The organism is uncultured Anaerovibrio sp., from assembly GCA_902786545.1.
GTDB lineage: Bacteria > Bacillota > Negativicutes > Selenomonadales > Selenomonadaceae > Anaerovibrio.
This window is the reverse complement of the sequence record CADACU010000007.1, coordinates 21,507-44,076: the sequence shown is the minus strand read 5'-3', so window position 1 is coordinate 44,076 and position 22,570 is coordinate 21,507. Positions and strand designations below refer to the sequence as shown.

The following is a 22,570-nucleotide window of genomic DNA, read 5'->3' as shown; positions in this document are numbered from 1 at the left end:
TTTACCCCTTCAGTTTTTTCATTACACTGGTATCAGTTGTCATAAAGGAAAGTCTCATCCTTGATGTCAAAATAACCAGCACGACTACAGCAATCAACACATCGAGGAATACACCCAGCTCTACCACCAGTGGCAAGCCCTCCGTCATCAAAAGGCCCAGCAGGTATATACCGTTTTCCAAAGTAATAAGCCCTACAATCTGAATGATAGCTCTCTTACGTAGCACCATCAGTGAAAGGCCGGTCATTATCATCAAAATAGACGCTGCAATAATATCCCGGCCAGCCGACCCAGGCAACAGCCGCTCAACTATTACATAGCCCAAAACCAAAAACAGGGCCGCAGCCATGGTGGAATAATTAACATTGCTGGCCGACAGAATTTCCCGCTCATTTTTCAGCTTGCCCACCAGTCGATAAACTGCCCCCGGAATGAACAGCACCTTGACAATAAGGGTAAGAACTCCCGGCAAGATGGCGTGAATGCCCTGACTGTTGGATAATCCCAACACAAAGCAGGCAATCGCAATTATAAAGGACTGGCTGCCCAGACATATAACTGCCCGTTTCAAGTCCGTTATTCTGGTCTGAAGGAAAACCACCAGAACCAAGAAAACTACTAAATATTCCATTATTTGGTGACCTCCCTATTCCGCAATGATAGCCAGCAAAAGCAACACTAATGCGGCTCCCAGATATACCCGCACCTTAAACAGGCGCATCTTATTGTTAAGGGTTTCCACAATACCAATGATAATGGCTCCCAGCAAAATCTTTACCGCCAATGGAATATTGATTGGCACATAGAGAGCCCCAAACATAGTAAGGAAAACAATGATTTTCAAAAAACTGCCCAAATGGATAAGGGATAACAGCTTACCGGAATATTCCAGGGTCATGCCCTCATGAATCATGGTAAGCTCCAGATGGGTATCCGGGTTATCCACCGGCAGGCGGCTGTTTTCTGCCAGCATAACCAGGAAAAAGGCAATGCAGGCCAGTACCGCCGAAATAGTAAAATACGCCCCATCATAATCAATCACCATGCTGGACAAGGTAGTTGAATGGTACCGAATACTGTTAATCAGGATAGCCAACATAATGGCCGGCTCAACCAATACAGAAATATAAACCTCGCGGGAACCACCCATACCACCAAAGGAAGTAGCCGCATCCATGGAGGAAAGGGTCATAAAGAACCGGCCCAAGGCTAAAATATACACAAAAACAAAGGCATCGCCTACACTGAACTGGCCGGTCAAAAAGCCCGGTACCATGGTAGCCGCAAACAGGCTGGTCATAAAATACACCACTGGTGCCAATACGAAAATAACACTGGTATATGGGGTAAGCACCGTGGCCTTTTTCCACCATTTACAGATATCAAAATATTCCTGAAAAATGCTGGCACCTTTTCTCTTCTGCAAAAAAGCCTTGGTCTTATTGATAATCCCCGCCACCAATGGGGCAAATACCAGCAGCAATAAGCCCTGTACCAAATTCAGGCCCAGGCTTGTCATTAAAGTTTCCATTATAACAATACCCCCCAAATCAGTACCACAATCATAGCTATCATAGTATAGCCGATATAAATGCTTACACTTCCCTCCTGCACTCTATGGAAAGCGGAGGAATAATTTATCATCAACTGCTGAATAGGCTTATACAGCTTATCATTGAACAGATCAGGAATTTCCAGATCATATCGGAGCTTGCGGCCAAAATAAGCATGCTCCTTGCGCAAATAAGTCAGCCGACGCTTCGGAGTGAGAATATCCTCGAAGGCCCGCCGCAACGGTTTGCTAAAGCCGGTAGCCGAATATTGCTGACGGCTGGTTGGCACTGTGCCGCAGTTCCAGGTAACATCCTTTCTCACAAAGGTACCTGACCGATACAAAGCTGCCACCATAAACAACCCCATTAAAACAAATACGGCGAAAATAATTCCCGGGCTATAAATCGCATAGTGACCGCTGCCACCCCAGATGATGCCCAGCGGCGTGCCCATAGACACCACTGCAAAACCGGAAAAAATCTGCTGCATAATATTTACCAAAATATCCGGCATTACACCAATGGCCACAATAAGCACCGCTTCAAGGCCCATCCCTACCAGCATAAATACCGGCATTTCGTGGGCTTTATCCACAATATTGGACCGTGCCCTGCCCAAAAAGGCCGTACCATACATTCTGACGAAACAGCCCAGCGCCGTGGCGCCGGTGAGTCCCAGCATAACGAAGGCAAAGATAACCAGTAATCTAAGCTCCGGATTGCCGGCCTGCTGCGCCAGCGTAATAAAGCTTTGCAGAGTAAGCCATTCCCCTACCAGACCGCTGGTAAACGGCAGAGATGACAAGGACATCGAACCAATCAGGGTGAACAGGGCTGTATAAGGCATCTTCTTAATAAGCCCCCCCATCAATTCAATATTCTTGCTGCCTGTAGCGTGCATTACCGAACCGGCACTCATAAAGAGCAAGCCCTTCATCAGACTATGGCTCACCGCGTGAACCAAGGCCGCCGTAAAAGCAATAACGCATATAGAATGAAGCTGCATAGCGTACAGCACCATTCCACAGCCAAAGGCCGAAAAAATAATCCCCATATTTTCCACGGAGGAATATGCCAAAATTCGTTTCATATCCACTTCCATGGTGGCATACAGCACCCCAAGGAAAGCGGAAATCAAGCCAATTACCATAACAATCAGCCCATGCCAGAACACATCCATACCAATAAACTGGAAGGCAAATCGGCCGAAACCGTACAGGGCCACCTTCAGCATAACACCACTCATCAGGGCTGATACATGGCTTGGCGCTGCCGGATGAGCGTTAGGAAGCCAAATATGCAGCGGCATAAGACCGGATTTTAAGGCAAAGCCCAAGAAAGCACAGAGAAAGGCCACATCCTTCATAAAGCCGTTTAAATTATTGTTGGCCATATCCCCAAACGAGAAACTCAGGGAATGGCTGCCGATAAGATAAAAAGCCACCATAATAGCCGCCGTACCAATATGGGTCATTACCATATACTGATACGCCGCACTGACCGTCTTCTTCTTCCCTGCTTCGTGATTTACCAACAAAAATGACACCAGGGCCATAATTTCCCAAGACACAATAAAAGTAAAGGCATCACCGGAAATCAGCACAGCCACAATGGACAGCAGAAATAAATTCCACAGACCACTTAACAGTCTGATACGGTGGCCCAGATACCCACGGGCATAATCCATCGCATAAATACTAATTATTACCCCGGCCACACCGGTAAGCAGCAAAAACGCACTGCTCCACGCATCAGCCTGCAGTGAATAACTGCCCCAATATGTATCAACAAGCCAGCTACCGGACGGAAACAGCAGATACATCAAGGCGGAATACGCCACCAATCCGCTGGCCACTACTGAGCAAATCATCCCAAAATAATGGGCCGCCAGCTCGGTCCGTTTTGGCCAAACAATCGTTACAGTTCCCACGAGATAAATCAGCAGGGAAATTAACATAAAATCCATTTTTCCAGCTCCAAATCAAGTATTATTCAGTCTTCCCTTAGGGAAGGTATCCGCACCATCAGGCCGACGGATAAGTTTTAACATTATACCCTTTTTGCCAGCATTTCCTGGCGGATATCCTCCGGTACCAAACTGCCACCAGTTGCCCAAATAATATGGGTAGCATTATCCATATTACGGTTCAGCTTATTGTCATAGCAATAATCTGCCATCTCACTGGAATGAGTCATGGCATATGGTCCGTGAATAGCCGCACATGAGCTTGGCTCAATAAAAATCCTTTCGGAATTCCATAAAAGGCGCATATACTCAAACAGACGCTTGTCCTTAACGGTTATTATTCCCGACAGGAAAGGCTTAATGAAATCCCCCACAAAAGCCGATGGGCGCCCTACAGCCAACCCATCTGCGCAGGTCTTGCCCGAAAGACCGATATCCTGAACAGAAATATTATTGTACAGACCGGTCACCATACCCAGTAACATACAAGGAGCCTGAGTTGGCTCCACAAAAAAGCAATGAACATGGTTGCCCAAAAACTGCCGCAGACCGAAGGTTATTCCTCCCGGTGCTCCCCCCACTCCACAGGGGATATACACAAATAACGGATGCTCCTTGTCAACGGTAATATGTTGTTGCCGCAGCTGCTTCTGCAGACGCTTGGCCGCCACTGCATACCCCAGGAACAAATCCGTGGAGTTTTCATCATCAATGAAATAACTGTCCGGGTCATTGGCTGAATCCGCCCGACCATTGGCTACTGCCTCGGTATAATCACCACCATATTCCACTACCCGCACGCCTTTGCTGCGCAGCAGCTCTTTTTTCCATTCTGCCGCATCGGAAGACATATGCACAATAGTTTCATAGCCGATGGCGGCACCGCTTATACCGATACTCAAGCCTAAATTTCCGGTGGAACCCACCTGCAGCTTTTTCGTTGCAAAAAAAGCCTTGCCGGCCGGGCTGGCCAGCTTACAGTAATCATCCTCATAGCTGTCAATGACGCCACCCTTAACAGCCAATTCCTCGGTATGCTTCAAAACCTCATAGATACCACCTCTGGCCTTCACTGAACCGGCCACCGGCAGCTCATTATCCAGCTTCATATACAGTTTGCCGCGAATATTGGCATCAAGCTTGGAGCTGTTAAGGGCTTTTTTCAAATCCGGCACTTCCACCAACGGTGATTCAATGATTCCTTTATCCTCAATAGTTTCCGGGAAGGCCATCCGAATAAACGGGGCAAATCGCCGCAAACGGGCCTCCGCCGAATCAACATCCGACATGGTAAGAGTCGAACGAATAATGGCCTCGTCATTCGGTAATTTGAAAGTATTTATCCACTCTACCTCAATGGCATTTTTAATATCTTTAAACAATATTTCGCGTTTTTCAAGGGATGAAAGGCTATCAAGTTCCATGACATAAACATCCTTTCCAATATACTTTATTGCATACAAATAGCGTGGCACAAAATACCACGCTAGTATTATACATTGTTAATTTGTCAAGTTCAATAAAACTGATGAAAACAATACATATCTTTATGTATCTTTGTCAGACTCGAACAAATCAATACAATCCTGTACATCACAGGCTGCCCCTTTGACAGAAACCCGATTGCCTTCCTCAAAGAACTTTTCCAACCATTCGTAAAACTGCTCCTCCGTCTCATGCTCCCATGACATAGTTTCCAACCACTCCCGCAAACGGTGATTGTTTCTGAAATCTTTCTCAATACGCAATCTGGTCACCCCCAAACAAATATCTTTTAACTATAATAACATAAACATTCAATACAGACAAAATAAAAATCCCAAGATAAAATGATTTTAGTAAACACTTTAACTTGAGACAATAATATACTAAAATTATGAAATAAACATAAAATTTTAATAAAACCTTTCCTTTCTTTTCCCCTCCACGAGAAAAGCCAAAGGAGTTTTACCGATGATAAGCCGGCTTGTTTCTACTGAAACAGCAACTTACAAATACTTTTGTAAAAATCATCGAACTGTGCAGTACCGTCTACTATTTCCTCCGGGAGACCAATTTTGCTTGAAATCTCGGAAATAATAGCCAATGGTACCCGCTCCTCACCACTTTCATATTGGCTGTACACCTTTGGTCCCAGCCCAATATAATCGGCAAATGCTGCGCGGGGAGCATCTGGCATAGTGGCTCGTCTAATTTCCAAAAGGCGATCACTTACCATCGACATCATTCTCACTCCCTTCTTTGGACCTTCGTCCTACTTTTCTATAGTATATTATATTTTTCTCCAACAGTAAATAGCTAAAACAAACAACTTTTTACCATTTCACCTACAATGATATGCGTTATAAATTTTAAGACTTAAAAAAATAAAGGTGTTGCTGATGAATACTACACGGTATGTATCCCTTGATATACTTCGGGGACTGGCTATTGCCATTATGATTATGGGGAATTTGTCCCCGGATACAAATTACACTATGCCCCAGCTGCTGCATAAGGACTGGGAAGGACTGACCTTGTTGGATATGGCTTTCCCCAGCTTTGTCTTTACCATGGGGGTATCCATGATATTTTCCAAAGGACTGTCTGGCACAGGCTGGTTTGGTAAAATGCTACGCCGTTCCATTATACTTTTTCTGTTGGGCCTGCTGCTGAACCATTTACCCGGCCTATTAAATGTTTTGGCCCATACGGACTACAGTCTGTCCCAATATTTAGCTGATGTTACTGCCAGCTATCGCCCTTTCGGGGTACTGCAACGATTGGCCCTGGTGTACTTCATCAGTACAATTATTTATAAAATTATGCCACACCAGCTACTATTATGGCCATTAGCCTTTTCCTTAATGATATTTTCCACTGTTGCCTATCATTTATACAACGGTGCTGACCCATACAACGAATTGGCCAATATCAGTATTTATATTGACCAGCTCACCTTGGGTACCGCCCACACATATCTCAACCAACCCTTTGACCCGGAAGGTCTGTGGGGGACCATAAATGCCACAGCAACAGCTCTGATAGGTATGATTGTGGGACTTACTTTAAAAAATAATCCGGTTTCCATTTTTGCCAAAAATAAAATTCATAAAAAGCTGTTTACCACCGGCCTGTTTCTTTTGATAACCGGTTATTTGTGGAGCTATGTTGAAATTGTCAGCAAGCCTTTGTGGACCGCCCCCTATGTCCTTACTGTAACAGGAATTGATGTAATGGTGCTGGCCTTTGTGGAAGCCCGCTCCGATAGCCGTTTCTTTCAGTCATTATTCCATCCATTTCAGGCCATTGGTCGAAATCCGCTGTTTATCTACCTTCTGACGGAAATCGGTGTTGCGCTGATGTATACCATTTCCAGTCACGGCGAACCACTTTACACATGGCTTTATCATCATTATGTTTTTGTGGCAACCAATGCCTTTGCCACGACTTTACTGTATACAGTACTATGGCTGGTCCTGTGCCTGATTGTGGCTGAGTTTATGTATACCAAGAATATTATTATAAAGCTATAAATCGATAAATGAAAAATCGGCTATTCAACAAAAATGAATAGCCGATTTTTTCTGCCTTACGCGTAATCTTTACCAATAACCGCGATGCTGTGTTTTGTCCCATAAACAATCATATAGTCCCCTGTCTGAAACACCTCGTCAGCCTTTGGATTAACGATATTTTCCGGTCCCCGCTTGATACTGGTAACATAAACATTGTACTTGGCCCTAAGGTTGGCTTCAATAAGGGATTTTCCTATCAGCTCATCCGGCACCTTCAGACGGATTAACGCCGTTTCATCTGACACATCGATATAATCAAGAATTTTATCCGAATACAGATGAGCAGCCAATCTACGGGCCGTATCCCGTTGCGGATAGATTATTTTATTTGCACCGATTTTCTCCAGGGTCTTGCCGTGCAGATCATCGTTGGCTACCGCAACAATTGTTTTAACGCCCATTTCCTTTAAAATCAATGTACAGAGCACACTCCCCTGAATATCCCCCATACCAATTATTGCCACATCAACGGAAGCGGCCCCCAAATCGTGCAGCACTTTTTCATCAGCGGCATTGCCACACACCACATAGGTCAAATTCTCACTTAACGACTGTACCGTCTGCTCGTTGGCATCTATGGCAATAACATCGCATCCCAATTCTTCCAAGGCCAGAGCGATACTCCGCCCAAATCTTCCTAAACCAGCCACCAGAAATTGTCTTTTTTCAGCCATTTTCCGCTCTCCTTATCCGATCACCATATCCTCATATGGATACTTTAAACTGGATGGCTTCTTTTCCAAAAATGCCATCACAAAGGTAAGAATACCTATTCTGCCAATAAACATAGTCATAATCAGTACCAATTTACTGAATACATCCCACTGGGGTGTTATATTTACCCCCAAGCCCACTGTACCAAAAGCCGAGAACAGCTCACACATAACCAGATGAAAATGATTTTCTCCCTTATCGAAGGACAGCAACAGGAAGAAGGCCAATCCCAGCCACAACAGACATAATACGAAAATTCCCAGACTTTTATGAATAATCTCTTCACTTATACGGCGCCGGAACATAACCACATCCTTTTTCCCCCGCAAAAGGGCAATACAGGCCATAATTATTACGGCAAAGGTGGTGACCTTGATGCCACCTGCTGTGGATGCAGGTGCTCCACCAATGAACATCAGTAGCATCAAAAACAGCAGGGTATCTTCATTGAGCAACGATGCATCTATGGTATTAAAGCCGGCCGTCCGAACGGTAACAGACTGAAACAGTGATGCCAGGAATTTCTCCCCCTCCGGCAGATTGGCCAAAGTATCCGGATTGGTATATTCAAATAGCCATATAACAAACGCGCCACCGATGGACAGGATAAAATAGCTGGTCAAAACCACCTTGGACTGAAGCCGCAACTTCCGCCAGCAACGCTTTTTGATGATATCCCCCTCAACCATAAAGCCAAGACCCCCCAAGGTAATCAGCAGGATAATACAAATATTGATGACATAATCCCCCCGAAATGCCGTAAAGCTGTTGAAATTACCCATCAAATCAAAGCCGGCATTGCAAAATGCCGAAATTGAATGCCAATAACCATAATATATGGATTGAAGCCCCATTCCCACATTAAAATAAAAATGCAGAGCCAAAATAGTGCCAAATAACAGCTCTATGCACAAGGTATAGCCAATAATCTGTCTGGCCAGACCAATAACTCCCGCCGGGCCGTCCGCCCCAAGGGCTTCATTCATCAAAAGCTTTTCCTTTAACCCCATTTTCTGACCCATACCCAGAATAATCATGGTAGTGAGGGTCATTACCCCTACACCACCTATCTGAATAAGCAGGATAATAACCAACTGCCCCAACAGATTAAAATATGTGCCGGTATCGACTACTACCAGTCCGACTACGCAGGTGGCCGATGTGGCAGTAAATAATGCATCCACAAAGGGCAGCCAGCCCCCCTCAGTATGAGTAATAGGCAGCATAAGCAACACCGCCCCAATAAAGATAACAGCGGCAAAGCTTCCCCCTACCACCATGCTGCGGTTCATCCGAAGTATTAAACTGCCCAGATTGAAATTTGTATTCATAATACACTTCATCCTATACGAACAGAGGACTTTTCCGAAACATATTCAGAAAAATCCTCTTTTGCATTAAATATCTAATTTAGTCGATAGGCTTCATTGTTGGGAACAGCAACACATCACGAATGGACGCACTATCAGTAAGGAACATCACCAGACGATCAATGCCGATACCCAAGCCGCCTGTTGGTGGCAAACCATATTCCAGGGCAACAATAAAGTCACGATCCATCATATGAGCTTCATCATCCCCAGCCTCACGCTGCTTCAGCTGGTCCAGGAACCGCCCCTCCTGATCGATAGGGTCGTTAAGCTCAGTAAAGCCATTGGCCAGCTCACGGCCATAGACAAAGCACTCAAACCGGTCAGTAATCCGTGGGTCCTCCGGATTGCGCTTAGCCAATGGAGAAATTTCGGTTGGATGACCAGTAATAAAGGTAGGCTGAATCAAAGTTTCTTCCACCTTTTCCTCAAAGGCAGCATTCAAAATACCGCCAATGCCAAAGTGCTTCTCATACGGAACACCGATTTCATCAGCCATCTTCCGGGCCTCTTCCACAGTTTCGCAGCTGAGGAAATCCTTGCCAGTGGCATCCTTTACCGCATCATTCATACTGATACGCTTAAAGCTGGAATAATCAATGGTCGTACCCTGATAATCCACCTGCAGGCTGCCACATACGGCCATAGCCGCATCCCGGACAATCCCCTCTGTAACATCCATCAAATCATTATAGTCAGCATAGGCCTGATAAATCTCAATCGAAGTAAACTCAGGGTTGTGACGGACATCCATGCCCTCATTACGGAAGACACGGCCGATTTCATAAACCCGCTCCATACCGCCTACTACCAGACGCTTCAGGTTAAGCTCAGTAGCAATTCTAAGGTACATATCAATATCAAGGGTATTATGATGGGTAATAAACGGACGGGCCGCTGCACCACCGGCAATAGTCCCCAATACCGGAGTCTCCACCTCCAGAAAATCACGGGAATCAAGATAGTTGCGGATGGATTTGATAATATTGGTCCGGGCAATAAAGGTATCCATAACCTCCGGATTCATAATAAGGTCAACATACCGCTGGCGATACCGGATTTCCGTATCAGTGAGCCCATGGAACTTCTCTGGCAACGGACGCAAGGACTTGGACAACAAATCGAAGTCATCTACGCGAACTGTCAGCTCACCCCGGCGGGTGCGGAATACATGCCCCTTTACGCCGATAATATCACCAATATCCAGCAGCTTGAACTGCTTGTATTTCTCTTCACCCAAAACATCCAGCTTGAAGTAAATCTGTATACGGCTGGTACGGTCCATCAAAACAGAAAAGCTTGCCTTGCCATGACCACGAATGGCCATCAGACGGCCAGCAATGGAAACCTCTTCTTCGCTCTCGGCCTCCCCCTCCAGACCAGCATACTGCTCCAGTATTCTGGCATTATGGTGGGAAACCTCAAAACGGTGACCGAATGGTGCCACACCCATTTCCCTGAAGGCTGCCAGCTTCTCCCGACGAACCTTCAGCAATTCATTCATATCCTCCTGAACAGGAGCATTCTCATTCTTCTCTGCCACTTTATCTATCTCCAAATCAATCAACGCTTAATTTCCACTATCTCGTACTTAATGATATTTTCGCCAACCTGAACTTCCACAACCTCACCAATAGATTTGCCGTTGATAGCAATACCTACAGGAGATTCGTTGGAAATTTTACCCTCATCCGGGTCAGCCTCAGTAGAGCCTACCAGCTGATATACCTCAGTCTCATCAAATTCCAGGTCCTTCAGTACAACCTTGGAACCCATGGACACTACATCAGAATCAGCATTATCTTCGATGAGTTTCGCATTGCGGATTTTTTCTTCCAAATCCTTGATTTCGCCTTCCAACCACGCCTGTTCATTTTTGGCATCATCGTATTCGGAGTTCTCGGAAAGGTCACCCAAAGCTATAGCAGCTTTCAAGCGCTCAGCCACCTCAAGTCTTTTGACACTTTTTAAATCATCAAGTCTTTCCTGCAGTTTTTTCAAACCATCCTTGGTGAGAAGTACACTCTTGTCTGCCATTACTAATAACTCCTTTACTCAACAAATATGAGTGCCAAATGGCACTCACTAAAAATATACTATAAAATTATATAGGAAAACACCATTTGTGTCAATAAATTACACAAAGCAAAGAAACTGTTGCTCACACAACAGTTTCTCAAGAAAAACCAAATTATAAAACCGCACCAACAGACTTCATTTCATCTATTTCCACACCATGTGGTGCATAAATCACCATAGTGTTGGAAATGCGATGCAAAAAGCCCTCCTGAACATAGCAAACACCGTTCAGGAAATCGCAGATTCTCTGCTGCTCCGGAAGCTCAACCCGCTCGTAATTAACTACTGCAGCGTTCTTTGACTTCAGAACATCAGCAATCTCACGGACATCATCAAAGCGCTGAGGAACGAAAATCTTGATTTTCAGTTCGCTGGCCTTGGTGCTGTTGTTGGTGTGCAAAGTAAGATTAGGCCGCTTTGCAGGTGCCGCCGCCATTGGCCTACTAGCATCCACGCTACTGCCGCCAACTACCTTGCGTACACTCTCCTGTTCTGCTACGACTTCTTCTTCCTCATCGATATAGATTTCGTCCTCTACATCGACTGGGGCAACATAGTCCGCCAACCGCTTTAAGAAACCCACAATGTCCACCCTCCAATGAATAATTTCAAAAAATAAAATGAATGGTATAAAAACAAAAAACGATACTTTTTTGCCCATATGGGGCTAGATACTATTATATTCGCTATCAGCAGGTTTTGTCCTGCTGATTTTGCGAATTTTTTGTATTTTTTAAAAATGAGTCAAAAGGCCTAAGACTTTTAGCTTAGTTCCCCTTGCGGGCATTTTTGCTGGCACGACCACGAGCAACCTTATCCAGCACGGTTTTGCGCAGTCTGATGCTCTCAGGAGTAACCTCTACCAGCTCATCATCGTTAATGTATTCCAAAGCCTGCTCCAAGCTCAAAATTTTAGGTGGAACCAATCGAATAGCTTCATCAGAAGCTGAGGTACGCATATTGGAAACATGCTTTGCCTTGCAAGGATTGATATCCATATCAATTTCTCTGGTATTTTCTCCCACAATCATGCCCTCATAAACGGCCTGACCCGGGGAAATAAACATTGTACCACGATCCTGCAGGTTATAGATACCATAACCAGTAGTTTCACCCTGCTCAAAGGCTACCAAGGAACCACGGGTACGACCTGGAATTTCTCCCTTGAATGGCACATAGCCGGAAAATACATGGTTCATAATACCGTTACCCTTGGTATTGGTCAAGAGCTCACTTCTAAAGCCGATAAGACCACGGGCCGGAATCAAAAATTCCATGCGCATATAGCCGGAAACCTCGGTCATATTGGCCAACTCAGCCTTACGGGTACCCAGGGACTCCATAACAGTCCCCATATATTCCTGTGGAACCTCAATGGTCAAATTCTCCATTGGCTCACACTTCTGACCGTTAATGGTCTTATAAACTACCTCTGGCTTACCCACCTGCAGTTCATAGCCTTCACGGCGCATTGTTTCAATCAAAATAGACAAATGCAGCTCACCACGGCCGGAAACCTTGAATACATCCGCAGAATCAGTCTCCTCTACCCGCAGGGAAACATTGGTCTCAACTTCCTTGAAAAGACGGTCCCGCAAATGACGGGAGGTAACAAACTGCCCCTCACGACCGGCAAATGGGCTGGTATTAACCCCAAAGGTCATAGACAGAGTAGGCTCATCAATATTGATGCTAGGCAGTGCCTCTGGGTTTTCAGCATCAGCAACCGTATAACCAATGCTTACATTACCAAGGCCGGTAAGACAAACGATCTCACCCATGGAAGCCTCATTGACCTCCACCCGGTTCAGTCCCTGATAAGTATACACCTTACCAACCTTCGCCTTGGTCTCAGAATCGCCATCCAAAAGCACAACAGACTGGTTTGGCTTCACGCTGCCACGGATAATACGGCCTACAGCCACCTTACCTACATATTCATCAGCCTCAAGAGTGGTAACCATCATCTGAAGAGGGCCTTCTGCATCGCCATGTGGGCAAGGAATTTCCTTCACGATAGTCTCCATCAAAGGAACCAGATTGTCATTGGTGTCCTCCATGCTGTACTTGGCTACACCATCCCGGGCAGTAGCATAAATGCATGGGAAATCCAGCTGTTCATCATCTGCATCCAGCTCCATAAAGAGCTCCAGAACTTCATCATATACATCGTCAACCCGCTGGTCAGGCCGGTCAATCTTGTTGATAACCACGATTGGCTTCAAGCCCTGCTCCAAGGCCTTGCGCAATACATACTTGGTCTGTGGCATAGGGCCCTCAAAGGCATCAACCAACAGCAAAACACCGTCAACCATATTCAGTACACGCTCAACTTCGCCACCGAAATCAGCATGGCCCGGGGTATCTACAATGTTAATCTTAGTTCCTTCATACATAACAGCAGTATTTTTGGAAAGAATAGTAATACCACGCTCACGCTCCAAATCGCCGGAGTCCATTACGCGCTCCGCAACCTGCTCATTGGAACGGAAAATATGGCTCTGCTGCAGCATAGCATCTACCAGGGTAGTCTTGCCATGGTCAACATGAGCTATAATCGCAATATTTCTCAAATTTTCATTCATACTCATAGTATTAAAATTCCTCCCATTACATAGAAAAAGGAGTCCTACGCTCCCTTTTAAAACCACATCTTAATTTTCAGCATAATTATATTATTATAGTAGTTTTGCAATGTCAATTGTTTTTTGCTGTTTTTCACCATAAAATGCATCTTATGCCATACCTCCAAAAATCAAGTGTTCATCCAGCTTTCCATCGTTTCCTCTACACTTCTTATACCTGCTAAGACGCCACACAGATTTAAAATAACCTTATCCGAGCGCTTCGCGCCTACTGACGGAGCTTTGCTTCCAGTGCCTTAGGTCCTTACCTTTTTACAGGACTAGCTTCGCGTCGCAAGGGGAAGACAATTATTTGTTATTTGCACTAAATCTTGCCCTCCCCTATGGGGAGGGGGGGACCGCGTGCGGTGGGTGAGGTTTATATATATTTTACAAACATTTTTGAAGGAGAAATGGAAATGAAGAACAAGAAGTATTTGAGCATGGCTTTGGCCCTGGCTGTAATGGCCACCAGCTCAAGCGTACTGGCTGCTGATGTGGCAGACTTTGGCGATGAGGATGTGGTTGTAACTGCCACCAGAACAGAAAAGAAGGATGTTGATGTTGCTGCCGGTACTGAAGTAGTTACTGCCGAGAAAATTAAGGAGATGGGGGTTAACTCCGCTACAGATGTACTGAAATATCTCAACGGTATCCAGTATGATAGCCTTAGTGCGGCTAATGGCAATATGGGTACAATGACCAATGATGTTATCGTTCGCGGCTATAAGGATGGTACATTGGTAATGATTAACGGTACGCCTATGGAATATCGCGGTAATTATGATTTAGGTTCTATTGCTGCTGAAAATATTGAGCGTATTGAGGTAATCAAGGGTAACGGCTCCGTATTATATGGTTCGAAGGCGATTGGTGGCGTAGTTAATATTATCCTAAAGAAAAACACTGATGCCAATTCTGTATTTGTGGGTTTAGGCAACAGAAGCTCTTACAAATATGGCGTTAATGTGGGGGATGACAAATGGCGTATTGGTTATACTAAGTCTATGATAGGGAAAAAACACGATGTAAGTTCACCAGCCATTTCATCAAAAGCTGAATTACGCTATTATAGTTATGATGCATCAAAGGAAAATCTGAGTATAGCTGGTTCACTGAGTCCTGTGTGGGATGTATACTATAATTTTTCTGAAAACATGAGTTACCATGACCGCTATATTACTGATACCTTAGCAGGATATACCGGTAAAGCCAAGGTTGGCGACAGATATCAGTCCAGAAGATTTAATACTATAAATCATAATATGCAGGCAATTTTCCATGATAACGATTGGAAAATTTCCCTGTTTAATAATATCAACTTTATAGAAAATAAGGGCTGGACCGATAAATTTAAATATGAAGGAACTCCATATCATACTAAGGAAAAGAATAACTCCTATGGTCTTGATGCACAGAAAAAGTGGCAGCTTAATGGTGCTACCAGTCTGATTGCTGGCCTCAGTGGGGAGCGGGAAGGATACAACAGTTATATCAATGAAAAACCTAAAACTGCTGCAAGAAATATTTGGGCAGCATTTACTCAGGTTGAACATGATTTTGACTCAAAGAACAATGTTATCTTTGGTGCCAGAGAGACTTGGACAACCGGTGCTACAAAAAATATGAATTATAGCAACTTCAGTATGTCCGGTTCCTGGGTACATAAAATGAATGCGGAGAATAATTTGTATCTTTCGGTTGCCCAATCCTTCAAGATGCCAACATATTCTGAAATGTACAAGGAATCAGATTACGGAATTCCAAATCCTGATTTGAAACCGGCCAAGGGTATCAATTATGAGCTGGGGTGGAAGCAGAACCGTGGCAGCCACACCTGGAAGGCCGCTTTGTTCCATCTGGATGTAAAGGATAATATTACTGCTACATATGACAAAGACACAGATCCTGAAAATCCAGTTTGGCAATACACTAATGTGGATTTCCGCAATACCGGTATTGAACTGTCCTGCAAAATCGATGGGAATGACAAGTGGAGCTATAATTATGGTATCATCTGGCAGCACCCACAGAGCAAGAGCAACGATGACAAGAAGGGTGCCATGATGAATAAATGGGAAAATGTTTATGGCCGTTTGCAGCTGGATGGCGGTATTGGCTACAAGTTCAAGAAATTTAAGACAAATCTGAACTTTACCTATATGTGCTCCAGATACCAGTCTCAATCTAAACAAAATGAGCCGGTTAAGCCATATCTTCTTTCCAGTTTGAATTTCATTTACACTCCGGACAATCGTAATGAACTCAGTTTGATGATAGATAACCTTCTCAGCCGTCGTGATCGCACATCCAATTCTTCTTCTGATTACTATTGTGCGCCAATGACTGTAATGCTGAACTTCACCTATAAGTTCTGATTTGAAATGTAATATGCAGATGTGTACATTTAAAAGTATCTGAAAAAAATTAAGAATGGCGGACCTTAATGGTCCGCCATTTGTATTATAGCCGCTTCCAACATTTTTCTTTTAGAAAGTTACCTATTTCTTTTATATCGGCACTTTCATAATACTTTACCAAATATTGCTTGAACTCCGTTACATCTTTTTCCGGTATAATCAATAAACCAGCACCATGACCAATCATAAAATGATTAGCAAATATAATTGCTGCCCGTTTATTACCATCAAGAAATGCCTGTGTTCTCATACAATACATACATAATTCAATCGCCCGATCAACAACCGGTTTATCAGACTGCACAATCTCATGTATTTTTTCAATAACCACTGACTCTATTGGCAGTGGTGGAGCATATTGGGTACCACCAATAGTAACAGGTATTCCTCGCAAACGGCCACCATTTTGAAAAAAACCTTCATTGATAAGTCTTGCTATATGACTAAGCAAATAAAAATTGCTTTCAGCCTGAATGACATCTTCGTCAAGAATAAATTCCCAGGCATGTTTTAAATTTAATATTTTTTGCACATCGTTGGCAGTCATACCGTGAACAGTTCCATTTTCAATGATTTCTGCTGTTTGCGGAAAAGTAGTTGCAACGCCTTCCAATATAGCCTGATCATAAATATTGGCCTTCATATTTGCCCGGGCAAAATCCAGATTATTCAATACAGCTGGAGGAAGTTCTGCCTTGATATAGCCGTTCTTTATAAGCTCCCTGTCTACACGCCTAATCTGTTTGTTTAAATCTCTGGCTTCCTTGGCATTTCTCAATAATAACTGATAGAGATCATCAGAATATACATCAACATAGGTTGATGTGAGTCTGCTGCCAATCCGTTTCCTGACATAAAGATATTTGCCGTTTCCCTTTTCCTTTACTTCCGGGGAACCATCAAAAGGAAGAAGGTTTAATCTTGCCTGATAATCTGCCTTTTCCTGTAGCAAATTTTGGATTATATCGAATTCAGTTGCCATATAAGCCAGCCTCCTTTAGGGAACTTTCTTTATATAATTCTATAAAAAAGTTCCCTAAAATTCAATATAAAAATAGGGAACTTTTTTATTGTTTTTTGTAACAAAAAGTTCCCTATTTTATTCCTATTGTTAACTTAGAACTTCATATTATAAGTCAACATGCAGCTGATTGGAGCAGTATAGTAGATGGAGGAAGAATGAGTTACATTATCCCTACGGTTCAATACATTATCAATGCTCAATGTAATATCACTCTTATCGGTCGGACTATAAATAAGGTTCAAACCGGTAAGGAGATATGGTTTAGCCGCAAAGGACCGTTCAGAAGACGGCGTATTTACACGGTCACAGAGGTAGGATGCCGTAAGTTCACCAGTAAACTTGCTGACCTTATACTTTACAGCACCAGTAAGCTGCAATCTGCCGAATTTTCTATCCCAATATTGCTTTTTGTCAGACTTAACCTGTGGATTCTGCCAAGTAAGACCATAGTTAAAGGAAAACTTGCTGGTCTCTGGAGCAATATTCCAAGAAAGTTCCAAGCCGGTATTCTTGAAATCTTCATTGTTGTAAGTATATTCTTCTTTAGTCTTATTCCAAGTAGCGGCAATATTATCAGCTATATTTGTCTTAAAGATAGCTGCCTTATAGGTATGCACTCCATGATTGTGTTTCCAACCCAATTCGTAATTAATACCCTTCTGTGGCTTCAAGCCAGGATTAGGAATAGCCTGGTCAGATGCACCATACATTTGAGCAAAGGTTGGCAAAATAAATGATTGGTTTACAGCCGCATAAAGATTATTCTCATCGTTCAGCTTATGGGTATAGGCCAATGAGCCAGAGAAATTGTTATAATTCAAATTAGTGGCACTGGTCCAAGTTTCTCTTGCACCGACAATGATGTTATTTTTAGCATCAAAGTTATGGTCTACCTGGGCAAATAACGCCCAAACATTCCGTTCGAAAAGCTTATGAGATGTTCCTGTAGTATAAGGTGTATAGCAAGCTTCATATCTTTCCCGCTGTCCATTGGCACCAGCCACCACAGTGGTAGCGTCACTAATATGCCAAGTACGCTGGATATCAGTACCATAAGTTATATTTTTTTCTAAGGTGTTGTACAATACTTTCTTCTTATTATTATCATACCATCCATTATTTGTGTTATAACTTGGAGTTGCCGTGCCTTTTTTAGAGTTAAAGGAGGCGCTTACACTATAGGCACTTGGTCCGGTAGATTTAATTGTGCCAGTATTGTAGAAGAACTTTGTATTCCACAAATCATCCTTATATATGGCCTGAATATTATGCTGTGAAGTGTTATATCGTCTTGAATTAAAGAAATCTCCTACTTCTGCGTGAAGATCTCCATATTCACCACCTGCTTTATATTCATTAGTAGCAGCCAAATCAGTAATGTATCTGTCATATGTCCCCAAAGAATCATTGTACTCGTACATTACATTAAACCGATCGTTAACTTTAACATTGAATCCAACAGATGTTTTTTCTACATCGCGAATCCATGTGTGAGTCTCGCCCTTAAATTTATGCCGATCAGCTGCGGTTGTGCCATTACCATTGTAATCAAAATCAGAAACCGTTGCATCATGACTGCCAGTCCATTTCTGCTTATTATAATGTACACTTGCCTTTTCTACAGTCGCATTTACACCATAATGTTGCTGACCCTGCGTACCAAAACCAACAAACACATTATTAGCAAACGGTTCTTCATTATTCTTGGTAATTATATTTACTACACCAGCCATTGCTTGAGAGCCATACAGGGTGGAACCAGCTCCCTTGATAACTTCAATACGCTCAATGATACCGGCTGGAATAGCAGAAACATCATACTTAGTACGCATGGTTACTGGTACACCGTTAATCATTACCAATGTACCATTATCAATACCGCGAATACTAAGCTCATTAGTCATAGTACCCATAGCTGCATTAAGCTGGCCAAATGATTTAAAGGAAAACCCATTTGTCTTAGAAAGTGCATCAGCTACACTGTTAGCACCCATGTCCCTGATTTGTTCTGCAGTAATAACCTCAGTGGATGCAGGTACATCAATGTCTCTTTTTTCTGTTCTGGTAGCAGTCACTACCACATCCTCGTCGCCAAAATCGGCCACATCAGCAGCCAGTACGCTTGAGCTGGTGGCCATTACAGCCAAAGCCAGGGCCATGCTCAAATACTTCTTGTTCTTCATTTCCGTTTCTCCTCCAAAAATGTTTGTAAAAATATATGTATATATATGTCAACCTCATCCGTCAGCCTTCGGCTGCCACCTTCTCCATAGGAGAAGGCTAAGGTTATTGTTATTGTAAATCTGTATGCTTTCTTAATAGGAATAAGAAATACGGTGTACCCAGTACAGCCGTCATTATACCCACATTTATCTCCGTGTTAGTGAGTATGGTCCGGCCGATACTATCACAAAATACCAAAAATACTGCCCCGGCCAATATGCTGGCCGGTAACAAATGGCGGTGATTAGGCCCCACCAGTATACGCATCATATGGGGAATAATCAGTCCCACAAAACCAATACTGCCGCTGATACATACGCTGGATGCAGTAGTCAGTGCCGCCACAGCCAACAAAATCAGCCGATATTTGGCCACCGGCATCCCCACGGCCTTGGCTTCAGCCTCGCCAAGGGCCAATATATTTAAATGTCTGGCCATCAATAGCATAATGATTATTCCCATGCTTATCGGTACCACACCCATAAGCACATGCTCCCACCGACGATAATCCAAACTGCCAATGGTCCAAAACAGGTACTGCTGCACCTTGTGGTCATCCATTACTGTCAAAAGAGCTGCTGTAACAGCACTAAATAGCATTCCCACCACTACACCGGCCAACAGCAAAGTCAAAACCGGAATTCGTCCATTACGGGCTGACAGGCCAATTGTCAGGCTTACAGCTGTAATCGCTCCCACAAAAGCAAATAATGGTAAACCAAACATGCTCACAGCGTTAATACCTAGGCATATAGCCGTCACGGCACCAAGGGTAGCCCCGCTGGACACACCGATTATGCCCGGATCCGCCAAGGGATTGCTAAACAACCCCTGCAAAACAGCCCCGGAAGCGGCCAGTCCTGCTCCCACCAAAAGGCCCACCACAGTACGAGGGGCTCTTATGTACAACAGAACCGCCTCCTGCTGCGGGGTAATAGACAAATCATTCAAAACCGGTATTCCCAGCTGATGGAAGCCCCAGGCCACCACCTGCATAAAGCCCAAATCATATTGACCGGCTGACAGGGAAAAGCAAATTACTATGGCAAGGAATGTTAACAGACCGGTTATGACAAGCTTCAGATGATATATCCTCATGACTCACCATTCCCTTCTGCCCCATTTTCATCCATGCCCACTATTATATCCAACAGCTGCTGTTTATTGGCATCCAGCTTGGTTGGCACTGTAAAAATATCGGCATGACCAGTTTCCGGATTTATAAGGGAACGAATATCCACTCCATAGGCCTTCGTTAACAGCTGATCGGTAAGAACCGACTGTGGCACATCATCAGCTATTATGTTCCCATTATTTATAAGCATCACCCGGGAACAATATCTGGCTGCCAGATTTAGCTCATGCACTACCATAATCACTGTCTTGCCCCGGCTGCACATCTCCTGACAAAATCGGAAAATCTCCTCCTGATAAAAGAGATCCAGGCCAGCGGCCGGTTCATCCAAAAACAGGACCGGCGTCTGCTGGGCCAATATCTTGGCCAAAAGCACCCGCTGGCGTTGTCCGCCGGACATGGCCCGGATGGGAGTATCAGCCAGCTCCAGCACCCCGGTGTATTTCATACAGGCTTCAGTTATTTCTATATCCTTTTCGCCTGGCTGTTCATACCATTTCATATATGGATAACGGCCAGCCAGCACCATATCCCGGGCAGTATAATCAAAGGTAAGCTCAATCTGCTGCTGAAGATAGGCTATTTTAGCGGCCAATTCCCACTGCTGGTATTCAGAAAGTTCCCGGTCAAACAGCCGGATACTACCCTGCTTTACCGGCAAAAAGCCCCGGAGGGCCTTTAAAAGGGTACTCTTACCGGCACCATTTTTGCCGATGATACCTAAAAACTCACCTTTATTCACCGAAAAAGATATATCTGTCAATATTTTATTATCTTCATAACCAGTGGTTATGTTATCAACCTTTAATAATTCTTTCATTGCTCACTCCGCCACCGACAAATGTTGTTGATCATCCTGCTTAAATTCATCTCCATAGGCACAATAGGCAATTTCTTGTGCTCCAAAGCAAAAATCCTGTGACGCAGAATAAATATATGCATCCCGCGGCTCCCGCACCTTGCCATTCTTAATGGCCTTGACATGCTGCAATGACGGATCCTTTATGTAATTATCCCGAAAAGACTGTTTATCAGCCAGGCCGCGCATCGAATAGCTAGGCAAAAACAAAACATCCGGATCAATTTTTACAATCATTTCTTTGGTAAGATTGGTCCCCCGATGCAATCCGGCCTCCGCCAGACCATTGATAACACCGGCCCACTGGCAGGCATCATCATATATACAGCCTTTACCTCCATAATACGCCACCCGGGATATTAAAACGGCCCGCTGGCGCTGGTCCCGGGGAACTAACCGGTCAACTTTTTCCTTGAGCGCATTCAAGCGCGCTTCCATTTGGGAAATAAGCTGCTGGCCCTTTTCCGGTTCACCCAGAGCGGCAGAAATAAGGGTAATATTCTCTTTTACATCAGATAAATTTTTTGCTCCTCGGACTACCACCACATTTATGCCCATGTCCCGCAAGGATTGGACATAGTCCAAATTGCCCCAATCAACCGCTATAACCAAATCAGGCTGCAAAACCAGCAACTCCTCCAATTTTGGCAGGTGCACGCGGTTTGGTATTTCCTTGACCAGCTCCAGCATATTGGAGCTATTTGGATCATCCAAATTCCGGTCGCAGGCAACCATCTTATCCGGTTTTACTAATCCCAGTACGATGGTGTCTGTCCCCTTGGTGGCCGTGACAATTCGTTTGGGCTTTTCCTTAAAATGCACCACCGTTCCCTGGCAATCAGTGACCTCATATTCATCAGAGGATGCGGCCGGCTGTTTGCTGCAACCAGAAGCACAAAGCACAATAAGTACTGTCACAACGGCAAATAATTTAATAAAATACTTCATTCAACCATTCTCCTCGTTTTTACCCAAAAATAACAAAACGGTCAGGCATCAAATCCTAACCGTTTTTAACCACACAAAGAAAAAGCTTTTCGTCCAAA

General features: G+C 44.0%; 19 protein-coding genes. 2 read left to right on the top strand and 17 right to left on the bottom strand.

Annotated features, from left to right (window positions below; genetic code table 11):
• Position 1: 1 nt before the first annotated feature.
• The 6 genes from QZV24_RS02475 to QZV24_RS02450 form a co-directional block, all read right to left on the bottom strand.
• The gene (locus QZV24_RS02475; protein WP_290656868.1) at positions 2-631 is read right to left on the bottom strand and encodes a hydrogenase; all 630 of its coding nucleotides are present in this window, start codon (positions 629-631) and stop codon (positions 2-4) included.
• Positions 632-646: 15 nt separating this feature from the next.
• Positions 647-1,531 carry a respiratory chain complex I subunit 1 family protein gene (locus tag QZV24_RS02470; RefSeq protein ID WP_290656867.1) on the bottom strand — a complete coding sequence of 295 codons (885 nt, stop codon included), beginning with the start codon at positions 1,529-1,531 and terminating at the stop codon, positions 647-649.
• Positions 1,531-3,519, bottom strand: a complete 1,989-nt coding sequence (locus QZV24_RS02465) for a proton-conducting transporter membrane subunit (RefSeq protein ID WP_294519646.1) — start codon at positions 3,517-3,519, stop codon at positions 1,531-1,533. Before QZV24_RS02465 ends, QZV24_RS02470 begins: the two co-directional genes overlap by 1 nt.
• Positions 3,520-3,602: 83 nt before the next feature.
• Positions 3,603-4,943: a D-serine ammonia-lyase gene (locus tag QZV24_RS02460; protein ID WP_294519643.1), complete on the bottom strand. Its 1,341-nt coding sequence runs from the start codon at positions 4,941-4,943 to the stop codon at positions 3,603-3,605.
• A 123-nt stretch (positions 4,944-5,066) separates the two neighbouring features.
• On the bottom strand, positions 5,067-5,267 hold the full coding sequence (locus tag QZV24_RS02455) for a hypothetical protein (RefSeq protein WP_290656864.1): 201 nt from the start codon (positions 5,265-5,267) through the stop codon (positions 5,067-5,069).
• Between the two features lie 224 nt (positions 5,268-5,491).
• Positions 5,492-5,746: a helix-turn-helix transcriptional regulator gene (locus QZV24_RS02450; protein WP_290656862.1), complete on the bottom strand. Its 255-nt coding sequence runs from the start codon at positions 5,744-5,746 to the stop codon at positions 5,492-5,494.
• 154 nt (positions 5,747-5,900) lie between these two features.
• On the opposite strand from QZV24_RS02450, the gene QZV24_RS02445 reads away from it, so the two are divergent.
• Positions 5,901-7,034 (top strand): acyltransferase family protein, encoded by a 1,134-nt coding sequence (locus QZV24_RS02445; RefSeq protein WP_294519639.1) that lies wholly within the window; start codon positions 5,901-5,903, stop codon positions 7,032-7,034.
• 56 nt (positions 7,035-7,090) lie between these two features.
• Here QZV24_RS02445 and QZV24_RS02440 read toward each other — a convergent pair whose 3' ends face one another.
• The 6 genes from QZV24_RS02440 to typA form a co-directional block, all read right to left on the bottom strand.
• The gene (locus QZV24_RS02440) at positions 7,091-7,750 is read right to left on the bottom strand and encodes a TrkA family potassium uptake protein (RefSeq protein WP_294519632.1); all 660 of its coding nucleotides are present in this window, start codon (positions 7,748-7,750) and stop codon (positions 7,091-7,093) included.
• A 12-nt stretch (positions 7,751-7,762) separates the two neighbouring features.
• A complete protein-coding gene (locus QZV24_RS02435; protein WP_294519627.1) occupies positions 7,763-9,121 on the bottom strand; it encodes a TrkH family potassium uptake protein in 1,359 nt (452 codons plus the stop codon).
• Positions 9,122-9,200: 79 nt separating this feature from the next.
• Complete coding sequence (gene lysS, locus QZV24_RS02430; protein ID WP_294519624.1) at positions 9,201-10,703, bottom strand: lysine--tRNA ligase; 1,503 nt, start codon at positions 10,701-10,703, stop codon at positions 9,201-9,203.
• A gap of 20 nt (positions 10,704-10,723) precedes the next feature.
• Positions 10,724-11,197 (bottom strand): transcription elongation factor GreA, encoded by a 474-nt coding sequence (gene greA, locus QZV24_RS02425; protein WP_294519621.1) that lies wholly within the window; start codon positions 11,195-11,197, stop codon positions 10,724-10,726.
• 154 nt (positions 11,198-11,351) lie between these two features.
• Entirely contained in the window at positions 11,352-11,822 is a 471-nt protein-coding gene (locus QZV24_RS02420) for a cell division protein SepF (protein WP_290656853.1), read from the bottom strand.
• A gap of 184 nt (positions 11,823-12,006) precedes the next feature.
• Positions 12,007-13,830, bottom strand: coding sequence for a translational GTPase TypA (typA, locus tag QZV24_RS02415; protein ID WP_290656852.1), 1,824 nt, complete (start codon positions 13,828-13,830; stop codon positions 12,007-12,009).
• A 452-nt stretch (positions 13,831-14,282) separates the two neighbouring features.
• Here typA and QZV24_RS02410 point away from each other — a divergent pair, with 452 nt between their 5' ends.
• Positions 14,283-16,241 carry a TonB-dependent siderophore receptor gene (locus QZV24_RS02410; RefSeq protein ID WP_294519617.1) on the top strand — a complete coding sequence of 653 codons (1,959 nt, stop codon included), beginning with the start codon at positions 14,283-14,285 and terminating at the stop codon, positions 16,239-16,241.
• 85 nt (positions 16,242-16,326) lie between these two features.
• Here the strand turns inward: QZV24_RS02410 and QZV24_RS02405 are convergent, their stop codons facing one another.
• The 5 genes from QZV24_RS02405 to QZV24_RS02385 form a co-directional block, all read right to left on the bottom strand.
• A complete protein-coding gene (locus tag QZV24_RS02405; protein ID WP_294519614.1) occupies positions 16,327-17,265 on the bottom strand; it encodes a Fic family protein in 939 nt (312 codons plus the stop codon).
• Between the two features lie 134 nt (positions 17,266-17,399).
• The gene (locus QZV24_RS02400) at positions 17,400-19,490 is read right to left on the bottom strand and encodes a TonB-dependent siderophore receptor (RefSeq protein ID WP_294519611.1); all 2,091 of its coding nucleotides are present in this window, start codon (positions 19,488-19,490) and stop codon (positions 17,400-17,402) included.
• Positions 19,491-19,599: 109 nt separating this feature from the next.
• Positions 19,600-20,628 carry an iron ABC transporter permease gene (locus QZV24_RS02395; protein ID WP_294519609.1) on the bottom strand — a complete coding sequence of 343 codons (1,029 nt, stop codon included), beginning with the start codon at positions 20,626-20,628 and terminating at the stop codon, positions 19,600-19,602.
• Positions 20,625-21,485, bottom strand: coding sequence for an ABC transporter ATP-binding protein (locus QZV24_RS02390; RefSeq protein WP_294519606.1), 861 nt, complete (start codon positions 21,483-21,485; stop codon positions 20,625-20,627). The genes QZV24_RS02395 and QZV24_RS02390 overlap by 4 nt, the downstream gene beginning before the upstream one ends.
• 3 nt (positions 21,486-21,488) lie before the next feature.
• The gene (locus QZV24_RS02385) at positions 21,489-22,472 is read right to left on the bottom strand and encodes an ABC transporter substrate-binding protein (RefSeq protein WP_294519603.1); all 984 of its coding nucleotides are present in this window, start codon (positions 22,470-22,472) and stop codon (positions 21,489-21,491) included.
• Positions 22,473-22,570: the final 98 nt, after the last annotated feature.

Excerpts from the sequence above, each read along its gene's own strand:
- QZV24_RS02475 (WP_290656868.1), bottom strand. The coding sequence starts at position 631 with ATGGAATATTTAGTAGTTTTCTTGGTTCTGGTGGTTTTCCTTCAGACC.
- QZV24_RS02470 (WP_290656867.1), bottom strand. The coding sequence starts at position 1,531 with ATGGAAACTTTAATGACAAGCCTGGGCCTGAATTTGGTACAGGGCTTA.
- QZV24_RS02465 (WP_294519646.1), bottom strand. The coding sequence starts at position 3,519 with ATGGATTTTATGTTAATTTCCCTGCTGATTTATCTCGTGGGAACTGTA.
- QZV24_RS02460 (WP_294519643.1), bottom strand. The coding sequence starts at position 4,943 with ATGGAACTTGATAGCCTTTCATCCCTTGAAAAACGCGAAATATTGTTT.
- QZV24_RS02450 (WP_290656862.1), bottom strand. The coding sequence starts at position 5,746 with ATGATGTCGATGGTAAGTGATCGCCTTTTGGAAATTAGACGAGCCACT.
- QZV24_RS02445 (WP_294519639.1), top strand. The coding sequence starts at position 5,901 with ATGAATACTACACGGTATGTATCCCTTGATATACTTCGGGGACTGGCT.
- QZV24_RS02440 (WP_294519632.1), bottom strand. The coding sequence starts at position 7,750 with ATGGCTGAAAAAAGACAATTTCTGGTGGCTGGTTTAGGAAGATTTGGG.
- QZV24_RS02435 (WP_294519627.1), bottom strand. The coding sequence starts at position 9,121 with ATGAATACAAATTTCAATCTGGGCAGTTTAATACTTCGGATGAACCGC.
- greA (WP_294519621.1), bottom strand. The coding sequence starts at position 11,197 with ATGGCAGACAAGAGTGTACTTCTCACCAAGGATGGTTTGAAAAAACTG.
- typA (WP_290656852.1), bottom strand. The coding sequence starts at position 13,830 with ATGAGTATGAATGAAAATTTGAGAAATATTGCGATTATAGCTCATGTT.
- QZV24_RS02410 (WP_294519617.1), top strand. The coding sequence starts at position 14,283 with ATGAAGAACAAGAAGTATTTGAGCATGGCTTTGGCCCTGGCTGTAATG.
- QZV24_RS02405 (WP_294519614.1), bottom strand. The coding sequence starts at position 17,265 with ATGGCAACTGAATTCGATATAATCCAAAATTTGCTACAGGAAAAGGCA.
- QZV24_RS02400 (WP_294519611.1), bottom strand. The coding sequence starts at position 19,490 with ATGAAGAACAAGAAGTATTTGAGCATGGCCCTGGCTTTGGCTGTAATG.
- QZV24_RS02395 (WP_294519609.1), bottom strand. The coding sequence starts at position 20,628 with ATGAGGATATATCATCTGAAGCTTGTCATAACCGGTCTGTTAACATTC.
- QZV24_RS02390 (WP_294519606.1), bottom strand. The coding sequence starts at position 21,485 with ATGAAAGAATTATTAAAGGTTGATAACATAACCACTGGTTATGAAGAT.
- QZV24_RS02385 (WP_294519603.1), bottom strand. The coding sequence starts at position 22,472 with ATGAAGTATTTTATTAAATTATTTGCCGTTGTGACAGTACTTATTGTG.